The sequence below is a fragment of the Castellaniella caeni NBRC 101664 genome (genome assembly GCF_001592225.1).
In the GTDB taxonomy this organism is placed as follows: domain Bacteria; phylum Pseudomonadota; class Gammaproteobacteria; order Burkholderiales; family Burkholderiaceae_B; genus Castellaniella; species Castellaniella caeni.
This window is the reverse complement of the sequence record NZ_BCWN01000005.1, coordinates 53,423-72,415: the sequence shown is the minus strand read 5'-3', so window position 1 is coordinate 72,415 and position 18,993 is coordinate 53,423. Positions and strand designations below refer to the sequence as shown.

The following is an 18,993-nucleotide window of genomic DNA, read 5'->3' as shown; positions in this document are numbered from 1 at the left end:
TCTTCTGATTGTCGCTGATTTGCAGCCAAAATTCAAACGATCGTTTGAATTTTATTCGTTCTCTATAATTTCAGGTTCTTGACGCCTGTGCCGCCTCAAGGCGGCTGCAAGATACCCCCATGGCCCGTCTGTCTCGCCTGTATGCTCCCCGCGTTCCACAACTGGTGCAAGCCCGGCTTGCCCGGCCCCTGGCGCCCGCCGACGCGCCCGCGCCCGCGGAAGCGCTGGACACGATCGCCGGCTGGCTGGCCGAAGCGGCGCGCGCGCCCGTATCGGTTCACGCCTGGGCCGTTTTGCCCGACCGCATCACCCTGCTGGTCACACCCGGCGATGACCAGGCCCTGCCCCGCCTGATGCAGGCCCTGGGGCGGCGCATGGGCTCAGGGCTGCTGCGCGCCCGGGTGTACGCGGGCCGCTATCACAATGCCCTGCTGGAACCGGGCCGCTGGGTGCTGCCCGCCATGATCTGGGTCGAGTCGCTGGCCGTCGCTACGGGCCAGGTATCGCTGGCGACCCAGTGGCCCTGGTCGTCGGCCAACGAACACACGGGCCTGACGCCGTCCGGGCACGACGCGGCATCGGGCATGCTGCGCGACCATCCCGACTACTGGCGCGAAGGCGACACGCCGTTTGCGCGCCAGGCCGCCTGGCGCAAGCGCCTGACCGACGGCCTGCCCGAATCACAAGGGCGGCAGATCGAAGCGGCCCTGCTCGGTCAGTGGGCCCTGGGGGAAAAGATTTTTCTATCGCACCTGGGGCGCCTGGCGTCGCGGCGCGTCAGCCCGGCACCTCGGGGACGGCCAAGGAAAACGACCTAGGCGCGATGCGTCTTCAGCCAAGTCTTCAGCACGGCATCCACCCGCGCTTGCCAACCCGGCCCCGACGCTCGAAAGCCGTCAACGACCTCAGGCGACAAGCGGATCGTGATCAGCTTTTTGACGGGCGCCTTTTGCGGGCCTCGACGGCGTATGCCCAATTTCTCGTGCAAGGCGACCGGCAGCACTTCGGCGGCAGGCCGCGCCCGCGCGAAATCCGCATCACTCCATTCCGGGTTGTCGGCATCGGATAATTCGGGATCCGGTTTTTTCATATTGAGCCACCTCACGCACATTGGCTTTACGCAAACTGATGACACGCAATGCCACGCCCCTGACCGTAAAAATCACCACATGCAGGCGCCCTTGTATCGGCCCCAGCGCCTGGAAGCGCGGCTCCGCATAGTCCTTGCACCTATCCTGGATGACCAGCGTCTTATTCCAGTCCAGGTCTCGCACACGCTCGAACGACAAGCCGCGGTCAGCGATGTTCCGAATATTTTTGGCAGGATCATATTCGATTTCCACAGGACGCTGCACTCATGTAAATTGTAATTACATTCAGGGTGCCTGGCAAGACCACGATCGTCTTGGACACGCACGTGATACGCCCCATGGTAAAAGTCCCATGCCTCTTGGGAAAAGGGGACATGGGACGAACTTTTCACAGCGACAGATCAATCAGAACGAGCTGGTCACTTCCATGAAGAAGAGGCGGCCGGGCTGGTTGTAGGTGTAGGCGCCCGCGCCGTAGATATCATTACCAGTACCGATATTGACGCCAATCGCATTGCCCCGGCGGAAGATGCGCTTGTCGAATACGTTATCGACGCCCGCCGTCACACGCAGATGCTTGTTGACCTTGTACTGTGTGCTCAGGCCGAACAAGGCATAAGGCGGAACTTTGTCCGTGGCGCTGCCCGTCAAGGGCTGGCCGTAGTAGTCATACTTCGGCCCTTCCTGTTCGCCATAGACCGTCGCCTTGGCGCGCAGTGACCAAGCCGACGTCACAGACCAATCCAGCGCGCTGTTGATCGTGTACTCGGGGATGGTGGACAGATGTTCGCCGGTCTCCTTGTTCTTCGACTCGATCATATAGGTGAAGTTGGTCGACCACAGCCAGTCTTGAGCGAAGGGCCAAGTCAGGTTGCCCTCGATGCCCTGTACGACGGCACGGGGGATGTTTTCCCATTGGAAAATATTTTGCGTATGCAACGCAGGCGGATTACCGCTGATCCCCATGAAAGAGCCTACAGGCGTACGCCCCGCCTCGATCTTATCGCGATAATCATTGTGAAAATAGGTCAAGCTGGCACCCAAGCCATCAGGGCTGCGAAATTCAACCCCCAATTCCTTGTTGATGCTGGTCTCTGCCTTCAAATCGGAGTTGCCCATCAGGAAGCAGCCATCAGGGCCTCCCGGCGGGTTGCCCCAGCAGCCATTGCCTGCGCTATAGAGCACATAGCCGGAATTACTTTGGTAAAGATTAGGTGCCTTGTAGGCCCGGGCGATACCAGCCTTGACCGTCCATTGTTCGTTGACTAGATAGGACAGATTCAGCGAAGGGCTCCAATTGTTACCTTGGAGGCTATGATGGTCAAAACGCAGGCCTGGTGTCACCGTCCACCGATCGCCGACATACAAGTTGTCCTCTGCGAACACTGAATAGATGTTCGCATGCGCCTTAGGCTGATAAACCATCGGGAAAGCAGGCACACCCGACAAATTTCGCTTCGACAGGTCAGAGGCATAGTCTTCCAGATCCTGACGCACCCACTCCAGCCCAAACGTACCCATCTGGTCGATGCCGCCCCAATTCAGGCGGCGATTCAGTTCGGTGTGAGCCGTCAGCGTGCGCAGATTGATATCACCAAACTCCTGCCCCGCAAACAACCCTTCCGTACCACCAGCCAAGCCTTCTAGAAGACGGGTGTTGCGTGTCTGTTCGTACTGCAAGTAGCTAAGGGTATGGGTATCCGCATTCCAGTCACCATTGTGAGAGATGGAATAGGCCTGTCGATAGATACGGTTTGTTTCCCCACCAAGAGAACTCTTTACATAGCCCGTTTTCTTATCGGTATTAGTATTCTGTGTATCGCCAACATAGATGTTGCCTTCACGACCATAGCTGGCCTCGAAATCAATCTTATGACCAGCGGCGGGTTTCCAGCTCAATACGCCGTTAATGTCGCGGTTCTTGAAACCCTCGCGACCGGCAGGGAAAGTGCCTTCATTGCCCCCTTTTCTGAGAGTTTGATGCCCCTCATTGATGTCGTACGCATCCCCCTGGAAATTGGCGGCGCTGCCGGTGAGGCGAAAATCCAGGCTGTCAGACAGTGGGCCAGCCAGGCTGAAGGTGGTGCGGGCGGTCGAGCCCTCGTCGCTGTGCTCGGGGGCGTTGGCATACACCGACACCGAGCCGGTGAGCTTGTCCGAGGCGGGTTTGGTGATGATGTTCACCACGCCGCCGGCGGCGCCGTTGCCGTAGCGCGCCGCCGCCGGGCCGCGCAGCACTTCGATGCGTTCGATCTGTTCGGGTGGCACCCAGTTGGTATCGCCGCGTGTGTCGCGCTCGCCGCGCCAGCCAAAGCGCACCGACCCGCGCGAAGACACCGGTTTGCCGTCGATCAGGATCAGGGTGTTTTCCGGGCCCATGCCGCGGATGTCGATCTGGCGGTTGTTGCCGCGCTGGCCGCTGGACGAATTACCGGTGAGGTTCACCCCCGGCATGGTGCGGATGATTTCCGACACGTCATTGGCGGGCGGCGACTTCTGGATGTCGGCGGCGGTGATGGTGGACGCGCCCGGGGTCTGCTTGAGCTCTTGCTCGGCCTTGACGACCACGCGATCCAGCTGGGTGACGTCCGCACCCGTCGAATCGGTGGACTGCGCCTGGGTGGCCGGAGCCAGCACCCCTAGAGCAAGGCAAAGCCCCAGCGTGGGCAGCGCCGGGGCGGGTCGGTTGGAAAGCGGCATGAAGCGTCCTTCGGTTGCGGATTGAGGTTGGAGAATGAGAACTATCAAGATTCACAAGAATATAAATAACAATTGTTCTCATTCGCAACCTTAATTCGCAATTCTGCTTCACAACGCAACACCACCAGGCCACGCGCCTCGCAGCATCACCTCGCAGCATCACCCGCCAGCAGCCAGCGCCACCCCGGCAGCAGCGCATCCTGCGGCGCGGTGCGGTGGACATGGCCCGGCAATACTGTGTGACGCAGCCGCAGGCCGGGGGCGACGGCCAAGTCCGCCGCCAATGCGCCCACCCCGTCCACCATGGCACGGCGCTGGCGCTTGAGCAGCTGTTGCGCGCGCGCCTCGGGATCCAGATCGGCCTCTTCGGGGCTCAGGCTTTGCTCGAACTCGCCCACCGACAGGGCCAGACCCAGGGACGGCAGGCCCTGGCGCACCAGCCAGGCCAGGCGGCGGCGCACCAGGCGGCGGGCATAGCCGCCGCCCCACCAGACCGACGGGCTGGACAGGACATAACCGTCAAATGTGCCAGGGCGATGCAGCAACACGTACAGCGCGAACAGCGCCCCCAGCGAATGGCCCGCCAGCACCTGGCGCGCCGGGTGCAAAGGAAAATCGGCCGCCAGCCGGGCGCGGACACGATCGAGCACCCGCAGCCAGCAGGCCGCGCCAGCACACAGGCCAGCGGGCGGCTGGCCCGGCGCCACATAGCCGGGCGGGCGGGCGGCGGGCGCCAGTGCCGCCTCCTCGGGCGGGCTCGCCGCCCCGGGCCAGCGCAAGGGCACGTAGTCCCAGACACGCTGCGCGGGCACCTGCGGCGCCAGGCCCACCAGCAGGCCCGGCAAGCCGTGCGGGCCTGCGGTCAGGCACATCGTGTCGAACTGGCTTTGGTCGAGCACATAAGCCACCGGCCAGCCCCCCGGCGGCACGGGGCCGACGGGCACGGCCAGCCGCACGACGCACGGGCGGCCATCCGTCCGGGAAAGCGTGAATTCGGTGGAAAATGCCGTCATGACGCAGCAGCTCTCGATCCTCTATACTGGCGGAATTGTAAACGTTTCTCATTCATGGACATCACCCAAACCGCCGCCCCCGCACCCTTGCAGCACTACCAGCAGCTGCTGCGCCGCCGCTGGCTGCTGGTGGGCTTGCTGGGATGCGTCATCCTGACCTCGATCCTGGCGGACTTCATGCTGGGGCCCTCGGGTCTGGGTTGGGCCGAACTCAGCCACGCGCTGTTCCAGCCCTCGCTCGCAGACCCCACCACACGCGTCATCGTCTGGGACATCCGCCTGCCCTATGCCCTGATGGCGGTGTCGGTGGGCCTGGCGCTGGGCCTGGCGGGCGGCGAGATGCAAACCATTTTGAACAACCCGCTGGCCAGCCCCTTCACCCTGGGGATATCCTCGGCGGCGGCCTTCGGCGCTTCGTTGGCCATCGTGCTGGGGCTCTCGCTGCCGGGCGTGCCGCAATCCTGGATGGTGGCCGCCAACGCCTTTGTCTTTGCGCTGGTATCGGCCCTGATGCTCGACCTGGTCGCCCGCTGGGGCGCCATGAGCACCTCGGGGCTGATCCTGTTCGGCATCGCGCTGGTGTTCTCATTCAACGCCGCCGTGTCGCTGGTGCAGTTCGTCGCCAGCGCCGAGGCCCTGCAAGGCCTGGTCTTCTGGACGATGGGCAGCCTGGCGCGCTCGTCCTGGCCCAAGCTGGGCATCCTGCTGCTGGCCATCGTCGTGCTGCTGCCGCTGTCGCTGCGCGACACCTGGAAGCTCACCGCCCTGCGCCTGGGCGAAGACCGCGCGGCCAGCTTCGGCATCGACGTGCCGCGCCTGCGCCTCACGGCGCTGGTGCGCATCAGCATCCTGGCCGCGCTGGCCGTGTCGTTCGTGGGCATCATCGGCTTCGTCGGCCTGATCGCCCCGCACATCGCCCGGCGCCTGTTTGGCGAAGACCACCGCTTCTACCTGCCGGGCAGCGCCCTGGTGGGCGGCACCATCCTGTCGCTCGCCTCGATCGCGTCCAAGAACATCGTGCCGGGCATCATCGTGCCCGTAGGTATCGTCACCTCGCTCGTGGGCGTGCCCTTCTTCTTGTCCGTCGTCCTGCGTCGGCAGGTGAAATGACTTCAGACACACGCTGACCATGCTGCAGATCCAGGATCTTTCCGTGGCCTATGGCCGCCGCCCCATCATCCACCGGCTGAACGCCGGCCCGCTGGCCCCGGGCCGGGTGGTCTCGCTGCTGGGGCCCAACGGCAGCGGCAAGTCCACCCTGCTCAAGGCCATTGCCGGGCTGCTGAAATGCGGCGGCCAGGTCGTGCTGGACGGGCAAGATCTGACCCGCCAATCGTTCGAGCGCCGCGCCCAGCAGGTGGTCTACCTGCCGCAATCGCTGCCCGCCTCGGTGCACCTGCGGGTGTTCGAATCCGTGCTGGTCGCCGCACGCGCCTCCGACCTCAGTCCCCAAGCCCAGGCCGTCAGCCCAGAGCGCATTCTCGACGTTTTATCCCGGCTGGGCATCGAACAGCTGTCGATGCGCTATCTGGACGAGCTGTCGGGTGGGCAAAAGCAGTTGGTGGGCCTGGCCCAGGCGCTCATCCGCACCCCGCGCCTGTTGCTGCTGGACGAACCGCTCTCGGCGCTGGATTTGAACTACCAATGCCACGTGATGGACTTGCTGCGCCACGAAACCCAGGCCCAGGGACTGACCACCATGATCGTGCTGCACGACCTGAACATGGCTCTGCAGCACAGCGACGACACGCTGCTGATCCGCGCAGGTGAGCTGGTGGGTCACGGCAGCCCGGAGACCGTCATCACCACGCAGTCACTGGCGCAGGTGTATCAAGTGAATGCGCGCGTGGAAACCTGCTCGCGCGGGCTGCGCCACGTCTTGATCGACGGCCTGTGCACCCCGGCCGTCTGACCGCCCCATCCCTTGCAAGGCCTCACCATGATTTCGACCCAGGCTCACCCTTCAGCCCCACGACGCCGTCCGGCCTCACGACGCAGTTTGGCCCCATTGCCCGGCACCGACGCGCGCCAGCCCACGACGCCATCCAACCCTGGCCCGCGCTGCAAACCAAGCCTGTGGCGCCGCGCGCACGGGCTGCTGGCGGCCCTGCTGCTTGCCTGCACCGCCTTGCTGGCGGGCCCGGCCAGCGCCGCACCCATCCAGGTGACGGACGTGCTGGGGCGCACCGTCACCCTGCCAGGCCCCGCGCACCGCGTGGTGCTGGCGCAGGCGCGGCACTTCCAGGTGCTGTCGCTGCTCACGCCCGACCCGGCGGCCATTCTGGCGGGCTGGTCGGACGAATTCAAGACCTCGTTCGCCCCCGATTACCAGGCCGCTCTGAAGCGCTTTCCCAGCCTGGCCAAGGTGCCGGTGGTGGGCCGCCACACGGCAGACTCCTTCTCGGTGGAAAGCGCGCTGGCGCTGCGCCCCGACTTGGTAGTGATGACGGCCTCGTTCGCCGGCCTGGCGCAGGGGCAGCGCGCTGAAGACTCGCCCATCATCCGCCGCCTGGAAGCCGCCCAGGTGCCGGTCATCGTCATCGACTTCTTCATGCGTCCGCTGGAAAACACGGTGCCCAGCCTGCGCGCCCTGGGCACGGCCATCGGCCACGTCGCCCAGACCGAGGCCTTCATCCGCTTCTACGAGCAGCACATGCAGGCCGTAGCGCAGCGGCTGGCCGACCTGCCCGAGGCGCAGCGCCCGCCCGTCTTCGTGCATGCCCATGCGGGCACCACCGACTGCTGCAATTCGCCGGGCGTAGGCACCTTCAATGAGATGATCCGCTACGCGGGCGGGCACAACATCGGTGCCGACGCGCTGAAGAGCGCCACCGGCAAGCTCAATTTTGAATACATCAATGCCCGCGCGCCGCAGGTCTACGTGGCGACGGGCACCGGGTCGAGCGCGTCCACCGGCCTGGCCATCGGGGCGGGCGTCGGCGAAGCGCAGGCACGCGCCAGCCTGCAGCGGGTCATCCAGGCCAACCACCTCGAAGCCCTGCCCGCCGTGCGCACGGGCAACAGCCACGGCATCTGGCACGCCTTCAACGATTCGCCGCTGCACGTCGTCTTCATCGAAGCCCTGGCCCACTGGATACACCCGCAGCGCTTCGCCGACATCGACCCCGCCGCGATGCTGCGCGCCATCAACACACAATTCCTGGCGGTGCCGCTGCAAGGCACGTATCTGGTCGATCTGCAGCCAGGCTCATGAGCCCGGCCCCCGCCGACGGATCTCTGACGCGGGTCGTCGCGCTGCACGGCTTGCCCGACGCACGGCAGGCACAACACCTGCGGTGTGATCTGCCGGACGCGGAGTGGCGGTGGATCACCCGCTTGCGCCAGCCACACGACCAGTTGCGCAGCCTGCTGGGACGCGCCCTGGCGCGCCGTCTGCTGGCGCAGCGATTGAACCTGTCGCCCGCCCGGGTGCCGCTGATGGCGGGCCCGCACGGCAAGCCGCAACTGGCCGCCACGTCGGGCGCGGATCCCGCCTGGCATTTCAATGTCGCCCACAGCGGTGACCAGGTGCTGGTGGCCGTCGGCCCGTACCCCATGGGCGTGGATGTTGAGCGGTGTCCCGACACGGTCAACGCAGCGCTGTGGCGCTACGCCACGGGCACGCCGAACCGCCATCAGCCAGAAGGCAGCGCAGAAAGCAACGTCAGCGGCGAACAGGCATTCTGTGCCGAGTGGGTGCGCCGCGAAGCCACGCTCAAGGCCTGCGGGCTGGGCCTGCTGCTCGAACCCGGGCAGCTGCGCTTCGCGCCAGGGCCAGGCTGGCAGGCCGTGCTGGCCCCCACCCAGGTGGCCGGGTGGCACGTCCGGCTGCTCTGGGACTCGGCAGCCCACTGCGCGGCGCTGTGCCTGCCCACGCCCACGGCCAGCTGGTGCCTGACCCGGTGCTCGCTGGACGCCTGGCTGGACGGGCCGCGCTGAACCGCCGCGAAACCAGGCGCGTCGGCCCGCAGGCGAAAACCACGAGGCACTAGACCAACGTCCGGCACATTTTCTATACTTAAGACCGTTCTCATTCTCATTATCATGTGCAAAGTGACCTCAAGCACACCGCTCCCGACCCAGCACTGGCCGGATGAATTCGCCAAACGCTACCGGGCCGTCGGCCATTGGCGCAACGAAACCTTCGGCGCCTGGCTGCGCGAGCGCGCCACCGCCCACCCCGACCGACTGGCCGTGGTCGGCGGCCAACAGCGCTGGACGTACGCCGAACTCGACCGCCGGGCTTCCTCGCTGGCGGCGGGCTTCGCCCAGGCCGGCCTGCAGCGCGGCGATCGCGTGGTGGTACACCTGCCCAACATCCCCGACTTCATCGGCACGGTCATGGGCCTGTTTCGCGCGGGGCTGATCCCCGTCTACGCCTTGCCCGCCCACCGCATCACCGAGATCGAGCACTTCGCCAAGGGCTCGGGCGCCCGGGCCTACGTCGCCGCCGCCACGCACGCCGGCTTCGATTACCGCGCGCTCGCCACCGAACTGCAGGCCCGCTGCCCCTCCGTCGAACACGTCTGGATCAGCGGCGACGCCGAGCCGTTCACACCGCTGGACGCGCTCTACGCCATCGACGGCAGCGCCCTGCCCTCCAGCGTCTCGCAGGGTTCGCAGGTGGCTTTCCTGCAAATCTCGGGCGGCAGCACGGGGCTGTCCAAGCTCATCCCGCGCACGCACGACGACTACATCTACACCCTGCGCGAATCGGCGCGCATCTGCGGCCTGGGGCCCGACACCGTCTTTCTGGGCGCGCTGCCCATCGCGCACAACTTCCCCATGAGCTCGCCCGGTTTTCTGGGCACGCTGTATGCGGGCGGGCGCGTCGTGCTCAGCCCCTCGCCCGACCCGGAATCAGCCTTCGCGCTGATCGAGCGCGAACACGTCACCGTCACCAGCCTGGTGCCGCCGCTGCTGCTGCAATGGCTCGACCTGGCGCCGCGCAGCGCGCACGATCTCAGCAGCCTGCGCACGATCCAGGTGGGCGGCGCCAAGCTGTCGGCCGAGATCGCCCGCCGGGTACGCCCGGTGCTGGGCGCCACGCTGCAGCAGGTCTTCGGCATGGCCGAAGGGCTGGTCAACTACACCCGGCTCGACGACCCCGAAGAACGCATCATCCACACCCAGGGCTGCCCCATCAGCCCGGACGACGAAATCCTCATCCTGGACGACGCGGGCCAGCCGGTGGCCCCCGGCCAGGCGGGGCACCTGCTCACCCGCGGCCCCTACACCATCCGCGCCTACCACGACAACCCCTCAGCCAACGCCCGCTCGTTCACCGAAGACGGCTACTACCGCACGGGCGACATCGTGCGCATGACGCCCGAGGGCTATCTCGAAGTGCAGGGCCGCGCGGGCGACCACATCAACCGGGCAGGCGAAAAAATCTCCGCCGAGGAAATCGAAGACCACCTGCTCTCGCACCCCCAGGTCTTCGATGCCGCCGTCGTCTCCGTGCCCGACGAATACCTGGGCGAACGCAGCTGCGCCTTCATCATCCCCAAGGGCGACAAGCCGCGTGCCGCCGACCTCAAAAAGTGGATACGCGGGCGCGGCATCGCCGACTTCAAAGTGCCCGACCAGATCGTCTTCGTCACGCAATTCGCCGCCACAGCCGCCCTGAAAATCAGCCGCAAGGCCCTGCGCGCCCAATTGCGGGCCCAACTGCTGGCCCAGGAAGCCAGCGCCGCCGGCACTACCGCCGCCAACGACTCAACCGCCACCTCATGACCACCCTGACCCTCGAAAGCATGCGCGCCGACGTCGCCCGCCTGCTGCATGAATCCCCCGCCGACATTCTCGACGACGACAACCTGATGAATCTCGGCCTCGATTCGATGCGGCTCATGAAGCTCGCCTCGCTCTGGCGCGAAGCCGGTGCCCAGGTCGAATTCGCCGACCTCGCGCTCGAAGCCACGCTGGCGCAGTGGTGGGCGCTGGTGTCGCGCACCGCCACGCCGACCCCAGCCAGCCACCCATGAACGCCACGGCACCGGCCTCCCCCGATGGCGCACGGCCGTCCAACGCCGCGTCGCCAGCCCCCGCCTGGGTGCCGCTCACCGAGGCACAGGAAGGGCTCTGGTACGCCCAGCAGCTGGATCCGGGCAATCCCATCTTCAATCCGGCGCACTGCACCACGGTGCGCACGCCGCTGGACGTGCCGCGCTTCGAGCAGGCCGTCAACCAGGCCCTGGCTGAAGCCCAGGCGCTGGCGCTGCGCTTTGCCACGGGCCCCGAAGGCCCGCGGCAATGCCTCGACCCCGCACGCCAGCCACGCCTGGATGTGCGCGACCTGCGCCACCTGCCTCCTGAACCAGCCCACGACCAGGCCTGGGCCTGGATCCGGGCCGACCTCGAACGCCCCGTCGATCCGCTGCGCGACCCGCTCTGCCGCCAGGTGCTGTTTCTCTGCGGCCCGGCCCTCGCCCTCTGGTATCAGCGCGTCCATCACCTGGCCGCCGACGGCTATGCCATGGCCCTCATCGAGGGCCGCGCCATCCGCCTGTACGCTGCTTCCGGCGGCCAGGCGGATGGCGCACCGGACAACGCACTCACTCCGCTCGCGCCGGTCTGGGACGAAGACCAGGCCTGGCGCGGCAGCGAGGCCCGTCTGCGGGCGCAGGCCTTCTGGCGCGAGCACTGCGCCGCACACGTCCCCGCCGCCAGCCTGGCGACCGGCAGCGCGCTGAGCGCACCGCGCTGCCTGCGCCACGAGCAGGCGGCCGCTCCCGCGCTCGTCACCGCCCTGCAGGCGCTGGAAGCCGCCACCGAGGTCAGCTGGCCCGACATTCTCACGACACTGGGCGCGGCCTACGTGGCGCGCCACCTGGGGCCGACGGCCTGCGTGGTCGGGGTGCCCGCCATGGGCCGCCTGGGCAGCCGCAGCGCGCGCACCGTCGCCACCGTCATGAACGTCGTGCCCTGGGTGTGCGCGCTGGACGAAACCGCCCCGCTGCCCGATCTGTTGACGCAGGCTGCCCGCGGCCTGCGTGGCCTGCGGCGCCACAGCCGCTATCGGGCCGAGCAGCTGCGCCGCGACCTGACGCTGCCCGGCGGGCTGCCGCGCCTGCACGGCCCGATTTTGAACGTGCTGCCCTTTGACGCCCCCTACGCCGCAGCGGGCCTGGACGCCGCACAGGCGGTGCTGTGCACCGGGCCGGTCGAAGACCTCACCTTCAGCTTTCGCGCCGCGCCCGACGGTGGCGGGCTGCGTCTCGAAATCGAAGCCAACCCGCGCCTGTACACCGAAGCACAAATACGGGCGCACCTGCGACGCCTGGCGCATTTCCTGGGCACCGCCCTGGGCGCCGCGCGGCTGGCCGATGTCGCCACCCTCACTCCCGACGAGCACGAACGCTGGGCGCTCGCCCCCAACCGCAGCGATCATCCGCTGCCCCCTGGCACCCTGTGGTCGCGCATCCACGCCCGGCTGCGGGCCCAGCCGCGGCACCCGGGCCTGCAAGACGCCGCTGCCGATGCGCACGCCTGGACGTACGCCGAGATCGACGCCTGGACGGCCAACGCCGCCCGCCACCTGCGCGCCCTGGGCGCGCGGCCCGGTACGCGCGTGGCCGTGGCCCTGCCACGCTCGGCCCGGCGCGTGCTGTGTCTGCTGGCCATCCTGCGCAGTGGCGCCGCCTACCTGCCGCTCGACCCCGGACAACCAGCCGCCCGCCTGCGACAGATTCTGGACGATGCCCAGGCGGGCATCTTGCTGGGCCCCGCCGCCCTCTGCGACGGGCTGAGCACCCGGCCGCTGGCGCCCGACGACCTCGAACGCCCCGTCGCCGGGACGGAGACGGACACCGCCCCGGCGGCAGGGCCGGACGACCCGGCCTACGTCATCTACACCTCGGGCTCAACGGGCGCCCCCAAGGGGGTGATCGTGCCGCACGCGGCGATCGTCAACCGGCTCGAATGGATGCAGGTGCACTACGCCATCGGCCCGGACGACCGCATTTTGCAAAAGACCCCGGCCACCTTCGACGTCTCCGTCTGGGAACTGTTCTTGCCCTTTTTAAGCGGCGCACGCTTGCTGGTGGCCCCACCCGACGCGCACCGCGACCCGGCCTGGCTGTGCCGCCTGATCCGCGCACACACCGTCACCGTGCTGCACTTCGTGCCGTCCATGCTGGCGGCCCTGCTGGAAGACCCCGACGCGCGAGGCCTGTGCCCACGGCTGGTGTTCTGCAGCGGCGAGGCCCTGCCCGCCGCCCTGCGCGATCGCTTCCACGAGACCATCGAGGCCGAACTGCACAATCTGTACGGCCCCACCGAAGCCGCCGTCGATGTCTCCTGGTGGGCCGCCAGCGCCAGCGACGACAGCCAGCCCATCCCCATCGGCTGGCCGGTGTGGAACACCCAGCTGCACGTGCTCGACACCCTGCTGCGGCCCGTGCCGCCCGGCACGCCGGGCCAGCTCTACTTGGGCGGGCGGCAGCTGGCCACGGGCTATCTGGGCCGCCCCGACCTGACCGCCGAACGCTTCATCCCGGCCCCTGCGGGGCTGCCCGGCCCGCGCCTGTACGCCACGGGCGATCTCGCCACACGCCGCGACGACGGCGCCATCGTCTATCTGGGACGCATCGACCACCAGGTGAAGCTGCGCGGCCAGCGCCTCGAACTGGGCGAGATCGAGGCCGTGCTCATGGCCCGGCCAGACGTCGCCCAGGCCGTCGTGCTGGTGCGCGAAGACCTGCCCGGCCACGCGCTGCTGGCCGCCTACGTCGTGGCCGAACCAGGCACGGCCCCCGAACGCGCGGCCCTGGCCGCCGACCTGGCGGCGCGGCTGCCCGACTACATGGTGCCCACGGCCTGGGTGTTCCTGCCGCACCTGCCCGTGACCGCCAACGGCAAGCTCGACCGCAAGGCGCTGCCCGCCCCGGCCCACACCCCCCAGACCCAGGGCCGCCCGCCGCGCGGCGCCAACGAAGCACGCGTCGCCCAGGCCTTCCGTCAGGTGCTGGGCCTGCCCGAGACCCCGTGCGCCGAGGATGATTTCTTCGCCCTGGGCGGCCACTCGCTGCTGGCCGCGCGCCTGGCCTTGCAGCTGCGCGGCGCGCACGACATCGCGCTGGGCACCATCTTCCAGCACCCGACGGTGGCGCGCCTGGCCGCTCACCTGGATCACCTGGACGCGCACCCGGCCAGCACGGCCCACGACGGCTTTGGCGACGTGATCACGCTGCGCGAAGCGCCCGGACGCCCGGCCCTGTTCTGCATCCACCCGGCGGGCGGCCTGTCCTGGTGCTATCGCTCCCTGGCCCATGCCCTGGCGACACCTCGCACGGTCTATGGCCTTCAGGCAGCCACGCTCTCACCCCAAGGCCGTCCGCCCGCCGCCAGCCTCGCCGAGATGGCCCAGGGCTACGTCGAGCGGATCGAATCCCTGCAGGCCCAGGGGCCCTATCACCTGCTGGGCTGGTCGGTGGGCGGCATCCTGGCACAGGTCGTGGCCACCCGGCTGCGGCAGCGGGGCCAGCGCGTCGGCAGCGTCATCCTGCTGGACGCCTACCCCTGCGAAGTCTGGCATGACCATCCCGCCCCCGGCCCGGACGACCTGTACAAGGCCCTGCTGCACATCGCCGGCGCCGACCCGCAGGCGCTGCCATCCGAACAGTTGAACCGCGCCGGCGTGGTCGCCTTTCTGCGCGCCGCGGGCCATCCGTTGGGCGAGCTGTCCGACGCCCAGCTGGAAGCCATCTTCGAGACGGTCAACCACACCAACCGCCTCGTGCGCAGCCACCGGCACAGCGCCTACGACGGCGCCGTGCTGCACGTCCAGGCGGCGCTGGATCACGGCGACTCGGGCTTGCGCCCCCAGGCCTGGCTGCCGCACGTCGGCGACCTGCACACCCATGCCATTGCCACGACGCACGCAGCGCTGCCCGGCGCGGATGCCGTCCGCCGCATGGCGCCCTGGCTGGACGCCGACCTGTGCGCCCGCGACCCGGCGCCGCACGCCCCCTCTTTCGCTTTTCCATTGAACAAGGAAACCGCATGACCCCGCACTTTGCCCAACGCACCCCGCTGAACCGCGTCCTGAAGACCGCCCTCGCCTGCGCGCTGCTGGGCCTGGCGGCAGGCTGCGCCACCCAGGCCGGCGCGCCCGCCGACACTGCGGCCACGGCCACCGTCGCCCCGCAATGGGCCTTCCAGGCACAAGCCATCGACCTCGTGCCAGGCGTCTACCAAGGCGCTTACAGCGCCCGCAGCCAGCGCCTGTACGTCGCCAGCGCCGTGGGCCGCCCACCCGTGCGTGAATCGAAGCTCGTGAAGTTTGACCCATCCCGTCTGCGCATCGAAACCCTGGTCACGCCCGCGCCGCAGGCCAGCCGCCAGGACGGGCAGGTGCAAGCCGCCTACGGCATCGCCGTGGACGACACCCATGGGCAAGTCTGGACGAGCAACACCCGCAGCGGCTCGATCGCGGTCTACCGGCAGGACGACCTGAGCCTGGTCAAGCAGTTTCCCGACGATGCCACGCCACATGCCCGCGACGTGCTGATCGACGCCGCGCACAGCCGCGCCTACGTGTCGTCGCCCGCCAGCAACGTGATCCACGTCTTTGACACCGACACGCTGCAACCCCTGCCCGGCATCACGCTCAGCGGCGCGGGCGAGGCGCCCAAGCCCATGAGCCTGGCGCTGGACGCGGCCCACCAGCGGCTCTATACCGTCAGCCTGAACACGGCGGAAGTCTTCGGCATCGACACGATGACGGGCCGCCAGGTCACCCGCTACAACGTCCCCGGTGCACAGGGAGCCTCGGGGCTGGCGGTCGACAGCCAGGCGCAGCGCCTCTACGTGACGGCACAGAAGTCGGGCGACGTCACGGTGCTGGACAGCCGCAACGGCCAAGTGCTGCAACATATCGCCACAGGCGCGGGCGCCTTGAACGTGGCCTTCGACCCCCTGCACCGCCTGGTCTACGTGGCCAACCGGATGGCGGGCACGGTCACGGTGCTGGACGACGCGGGCGTCGTCCAGGCACAGATCGCCACCGGTTCGGCGCCCAACCACATCGCCCTCGATGCGCAAGGCACGGCCTGGGCGCTGGTCAAAAAGAGCAAGGACGACCCGCGCGCGGATCGCCTGGTACGCATCGAGGCCCGCCGCTGAAATGGACATGCTGACTCGCACCACGGCTTGCGCCGCCCCCGGCGCAAACGCTGACTTCCGCCCCGGCGACACGCTGTTTGCCACTGCCGACGAGGTGCTGCACGGGCGCGGCTGCCTGCTGCGCGCCGAAGCGCAGGGCGATGTCGGCGCACAGGCGGCGCGTCTGCTGGCCGAGGCCGCCCGCCAGCAGGCGGCCCCCCGGCTGCTGGGGTTGCTGCCCTACGACCCGGCGCACCCGGCGCAGCTGCTGATCCCCGAAACCCTGCTGCACACGCCCAATGCCGCGGCGCCCGCCACGGCCCCGCGCCCGACCGCGGTGCTGCGGCGCCACGAGCTGCCCTCGGGCGCCCGCTACGAAGAAGGCGTGCGCGCCGCCCTGGCGCGCCTGGCGCACGAACCGGGCCTGCGCAAGCTGGTACTGGCACGCACGCTGCGGCTGGATTTGGCCGAGCCCATCGACCTGCCCGGCGTGCTCGCCCGGCTGTGGCGCGGCAACCCTCACGGCTACACCTACGCCATGCCGCTGGGGACCGACGGCGGCGCCTACTTCATCGGCGCCAGCCCCGAGTTGCTGGTGCAGCGCCGGGGCCGCCGGATTTACATCCATCCCCTGGCGGGCACGGCGGCGCGCCACCCCGAGGCCGAGCGCGACGCCCACCAGGCGCAAGCCCTGCTCGACTCACCCAAAGATCTGCGCGAGCACGCCGTCGTGGTCGAGGCCATCGAGACCGTGCTGCGGCCTTTGTGCCGCACGCTGGACATCCCCGCGCGACCCAGCCTCACGTCCACCGCCCGGCTCTGGCACCTGGGCACCCCCATCCACGGCGAACTGGCCGACGCCAGCCTTACGGCCCTGGATCTCGCCATCGCCCTGCACCCCACGCCCGCCGTCTGCGGGCTGCCCACCGCACAGGCCCGACAGGCCATCGCCGACATCGAACCCTTCGAACGCGGCTACTTCGCCGGTGCCGTCGGCTGGTGCGACGCCCACGGCGACGGCGTCTGGTCGGTTGCCATCCGCTGCGCCCACACCCACGCGCGCCGCCTGACGCTGTACGCCGGCGCGGGCATCGTGCCCGGCTCGGTGCCCGCGCTGGAACGCACCGAAACCGGCAACAAGCTGCGCACCATCCTCGACGCCCTTGGCCTGGAGGCCGCCGCATGAGCATTCCCTCGCTGCCCACCTACACCATGCCGGACGCGCCGGTCGACAATCGCGCGCACTGGGCGCCCGACGCCCGCCGCGCCGCACTGCTGATCCACGACATGCAGGACTACTTCCTGGGCAAGTACGACGTGGCCCAGGCCCCCATCCCCGCGCTGATCACGGCCATCACCCGCCTGCGCGCCCGCTGCGACGCCCTGGGCATCCCGGTGTTCTACACCGCCCAGCCGCCCGTGCAGCCCGCCGCCGACCGCGCGCTGCTCAACGACTTCTGGGGGCCGGGCCTGACCGCACCCGGGCAGCAAGCGCAGGCGGGCATCGTGGCGGCGCTCAGCCCCCGGCCGCACGACACCGTGCTGACCAAATGGCGCTACAGCGCCTTTCAGCGCAGCGACCTGCGCGCCCGCCTGGCGGGCCTGGGGCGCGACCAGCTGCTCATCACCGGGGTCTACGCGCACATCGGCTGCCTGAGCACGGCGCTGGACGCCTTCATGCAGGACGTGCAGCCTTTTCTGCTCATCGACGCCTGCGCCGACTTCAGTCTGGCGGATCACCAGATGGCCATCCGCCACGTGGCGCAGCGCTGCGGCATGAGTCTGACCACCGCCGAAACGCTCGCCGCGCTGGAACACAGCGGTCAGCAGGCCGCGGCACAGGAAATCCACGCATGAACACCCCCGCCACACCATCCCCCATGACGGCATCCTCCGTCGCATCCTCCCCCGTCGGCGCGCACGCCCCGATGACCCAGCCTCAGCCAGCCGACTTTCAAGGCCGCCACATCCTGGTGACAGGCGCTGCCAGTGGCATCGGCGCGGCGGTCGCGCGGCAACTGCTGGCCCACGGCGCGCGCGTCTCCGCCGTTGACCTGAACGCCGAAGGTCTGCGGCACCTGTCGATTGCGCACGTCTCCGAGGCCCAGGCAACACCCGGAACACCGGGCATCCAGCCCGAACCGCACGAGGCCGCACACACGCCGACAGCCCGCACCCAGGCCAACCTGCCACCGCTGGCAGGCCGGCTCTGGACAGCCGCCCTGGACGTACGCGACGCCGCCCAGGTGGAACACGTCGTCGCCCAGGCGGAAGCCGTGCTGGGGCCGCTGGACGGCCTGGCCAGCGTGGCCGGCGTGCTCGAAATGGGCGAAGTCGTCGATCTGGACGATGCCCAGTGGGCGCACTGCTTTGCGGTCAACGCCACCGGGGTGTTTCACGTCTGTCGCGCCGTGGCGCGCCGCCTGCGGGCACGCCACGCGGGCGCCATCGTCACCGTCAGCTCGAACGCCGCCAGCACGCCGCGCGCCGGCATGGCCGCCTATGCCGCCTCGAAGGCCGCCGTCACGCAGTTCAGCCGCTGTCTGGGGCTGGAACTGGCCCCGCACGGCATCCGCGTGAACATCGTCTCGCCCGGCTCGACCGACACCGCCATGCAGCAAGCCATGTGGGCGCTGGGCAGCTCGCGTGAAACCGTCATCCAGGGCAATGCATCGCAGTGGCGGCTGGGCATCCCCCTGGGCAAGATCGCCACGCCCGACGAAATCGCGGACGCCGTGCGCTTCCTGCTGTCGGATCAGGCCAGCCACATCACGCTGCACGACCTGCGCGTCGATGGCGGCGCCACGCTGGATCAAGGCTGAGTCGGTGGACGGCCCCGGCAACGGGCGCCGTTCAACGGGCGCCACAGCCGTGCCCAGAAAATTCCGCACGCATTCAACCCGGGCTTTCCCTGAGCCATCGCTTTGAACAGTGAGACGGCTCATTTTATTTTTCATCGAATTTGATATGTCCCCATTTATAAATCATTTGATATATAGGCGAAGTAAATAGGGACGTATCAAGTAAAAACCTATTGTGGACAAGGGCTTGTGGGCGTAATTTTCTGATTCCACCCTGCGGGC

16 protein-coding genes are annotated in these 18,993 nt (G+C 68.4%); 12 read left to right on the top strand and 4 right to left on the bottom strand.

Features of this window, described 5'->3' with window-relative positions:
- Positions 1-119 precede the first annotated feature (119 nt).
- A complete protein-coding gene (locus CCA01S_RS04785) occupies positions 120-818 on the top strand; it encodes a hypothetical protein (RefSeq protein ID WP_066454827.1) in 699 nt (232 codons plus the stop codon).
- On the opposite strand, the gene CCA01S_RS04780 is transcribed toward CCA01S_RS04785, so the two are convergent.
- The 4 genes from CCA01S_RS04780 to CCA01S_RS04770 all read right to left on the bottom strand — a co-directional run bounded on the left by CCA01S_RS04780 (position 815) and on the right by CCA01S_RS04770 (position 4,804).
- Positions 815-1,090, bottom strand: coding sequence for a BrnA antitoxin family protein (locus tag CCA01S_RS04780; protein WP_066454825.1), 276 nt, complete (start codon positions 1,088-1,090; stop codon positions 815-817). The genes CCA01S_RS04785 and CCA01S_RS04780 overlap by 4 nt on opposite strands.
- Positions 1,038-1,343 carry a BrnT family toxin gene (locus tag CCA01S_RS15195; RefSeq protein ID WP_084386488.1) on the bottom strand — a complete coding sequence of 102 codons (306 nt, stop codon included), beginning with the start codon at positions 1,341-1,343 and terminating at the stop codon, positions 1,038-1,040. The genes CCA01S_RS04780 and CCA01S_RS15195 overlap by 53 nt, the downstream gene beginning before the upstream one ends.
- Positions 1,344-1,496: 153 nt before the next feature.
- Positions 1,497-3,791 (bottom strand): TonB-dependent siderophore receptor, encoded by a 2,295-nt coding sequence (locus CCA01S_RS04775; RefSeq protein ID WP_066454823.1) that lies wholly within the window; start codon positions 3,789-3,791, stop codon positions 1,497-1,499.
- Between the two features lie 146 nt (positions 3,792-3,937).
- Complete coding sequence (locus CCA01S_RS04770; RefSeq protein WP_066454821.1) at positions 3,938-4,804, bottom strand: alpha/beta hydrolase; 867 nt, start codon at positions 4,802-4,804, stop codon at positions 3,938-3,940.
- Positions 4,805-4,858: 54 nt separating this feature from the next.
- Here CCA01S_RS04770 and CCA01S_RS04765 point away from each other — a divergent pair, with 54 nt between their 5' ends.
- The 11 genes from CCA01S_RS04765 to dhbA all read left to right on the top strand — a co-directional run bounded on the left by CCA01S_RS04765 (position 4,859) and on the right by dhbA (position 18,732).
- Positions 4,859-5,914 (top strand): FecCD family ABC transporter permease, encoded by a 1,056-nt coding sequence (locus tag CCA01S_RS04765; RefSeq protein WP_066454819.1) that lies wholly within the window; start codon positions 4,859-4,861, stop codon positions 5,912-5,914.
- A gap of 19 nt (positions 5,915-5,933) precedes the next feature.
- A complete protein-coding gene (locus CCA01S_RS04760; RefSeq protein ID WP_066454816.1) occupies positions 5,934-6,716 on the top strand; it encodes an ABC transporter ATP-binding protein in 783 nt (260 codons plus the stop codon).
- Positions 6,717-6,803: 87 nt separating this feature from the next.
- Positions 6,804-8,018: an ABC transporter substrate-binding protein gene (locus CCA01S_RS04755; protein ID WP_232304971.1), complete on the top strand. Its 1,215-nt coding sequence runs from the start codon at positions 6,804-6,806 to the stop codon at positions 8,016-8,018.
- A complete protein-coding gene (locus tag CCA01S_RS04750; protein WP_066454813.1) occupies positions 8,015-8,743 on the top strand; it encodes a 4'-phosphopantetheinyl transferase family protein in 729 nt (242 codons plus the stop codon). The genes CCA01S_RS04755 and CCA01S_RS04750 overlap by 4 nt, the downstream gene beginning before the upstream one ends.
- A 114-nt stretch (positions 8,744-8,857) precedes the next feature.
- A complete protein-coding gene (locus CCA01S_RS04745; RefSeq protein WP_232304970.1) occupies positions 8,858-10,540 on the top strand; it encodes a (2,3-dihydroxybenzoyl)adenylate synthase in 1,683 nt (560 codons plus the stop codon).
- Positions 10,537-10,791 (top strand): phosphopantetheine-binding protein, encoded by a 255-nt coding sequence (locus CCA01S_RS04740; protein ID WP_066454807.1) that lies wholly within the window; start codon positions 10,537-10,539, stop codon positions 10,789-10,791. Before CCA01S_RS04745 ends, CCA01S_RS04740 begins: the two co-directional genes overlap by 4 nt.
- Entirely contained in the window at positions 10,740-14,813 is a 4,074-nt protein-coding gene (locus tag CCA01S_RS04735) for a non-ribosomal peptide synthetase (protein WP_232304969.1), read from the top strand. Before CCA01S_RS04740 ends, CCA01S_RS04735 begins: the two co-directional genes overlap by 52 nt.
- Entirely contained in the window at positions 14,810-15,931 is a 1,122-nt protein-coding gene (locus CCA01S_RS04730; protein ID WP_066454804.1) for a YncE family protein, read from the top strand. The genes CCA01S_RS04735 and CCA01S_RS04730 overlap by 4 nt, the downstream gene beginning before the upstream one ends.
- Positions 15,932-15,938: 7 nt before the next feature.
- Positions 15,939-17,096 carry an isochorismate synthase gene (locus CCA01S_RS04725; protein WP_146030572.1) on the top strand — a complete coding sequence of 386 codons (1,158 nt, stop codon included), beginning with the start codon at positions 15,939-15,941 and terminating at the stop codon, positions 17,094-17,096.
- Positions 17,093-17,767 carry an isochorismatase family protein gene (locus CCA01S_RS04720; RefSeq protein WP_066454799.1) on the top strand — a complete coding sequence of 225 codons (675 nt, stop codon included), beginning with the start codon at positions 17,093-17,095 and terminating at the stop codon, positions 17,765-17,767. Before CCA01S_RS04725 ends, CCA01S_RS04720 begins: the two co-directional genes overlap by 4 nt.
- Positions 17,764-18,732, top strand: a complete 969-nt coding sequence (dhbA, locus tag CCA01S_RS04715) for a 2,3-dihydro-2,3-dihydroxybenzoate dehydrogenase (protein ID WP_269747418.1) — start codon at positions 17,764-17,766, stop codon at positions 18,730-18,732. Before CCA01S_RS04720 ends, dhbA begins: the two co-directional genes overlap by 4 nt.
- Positions 18,733-18,993 lie beyond the last annotated feature (261 nt).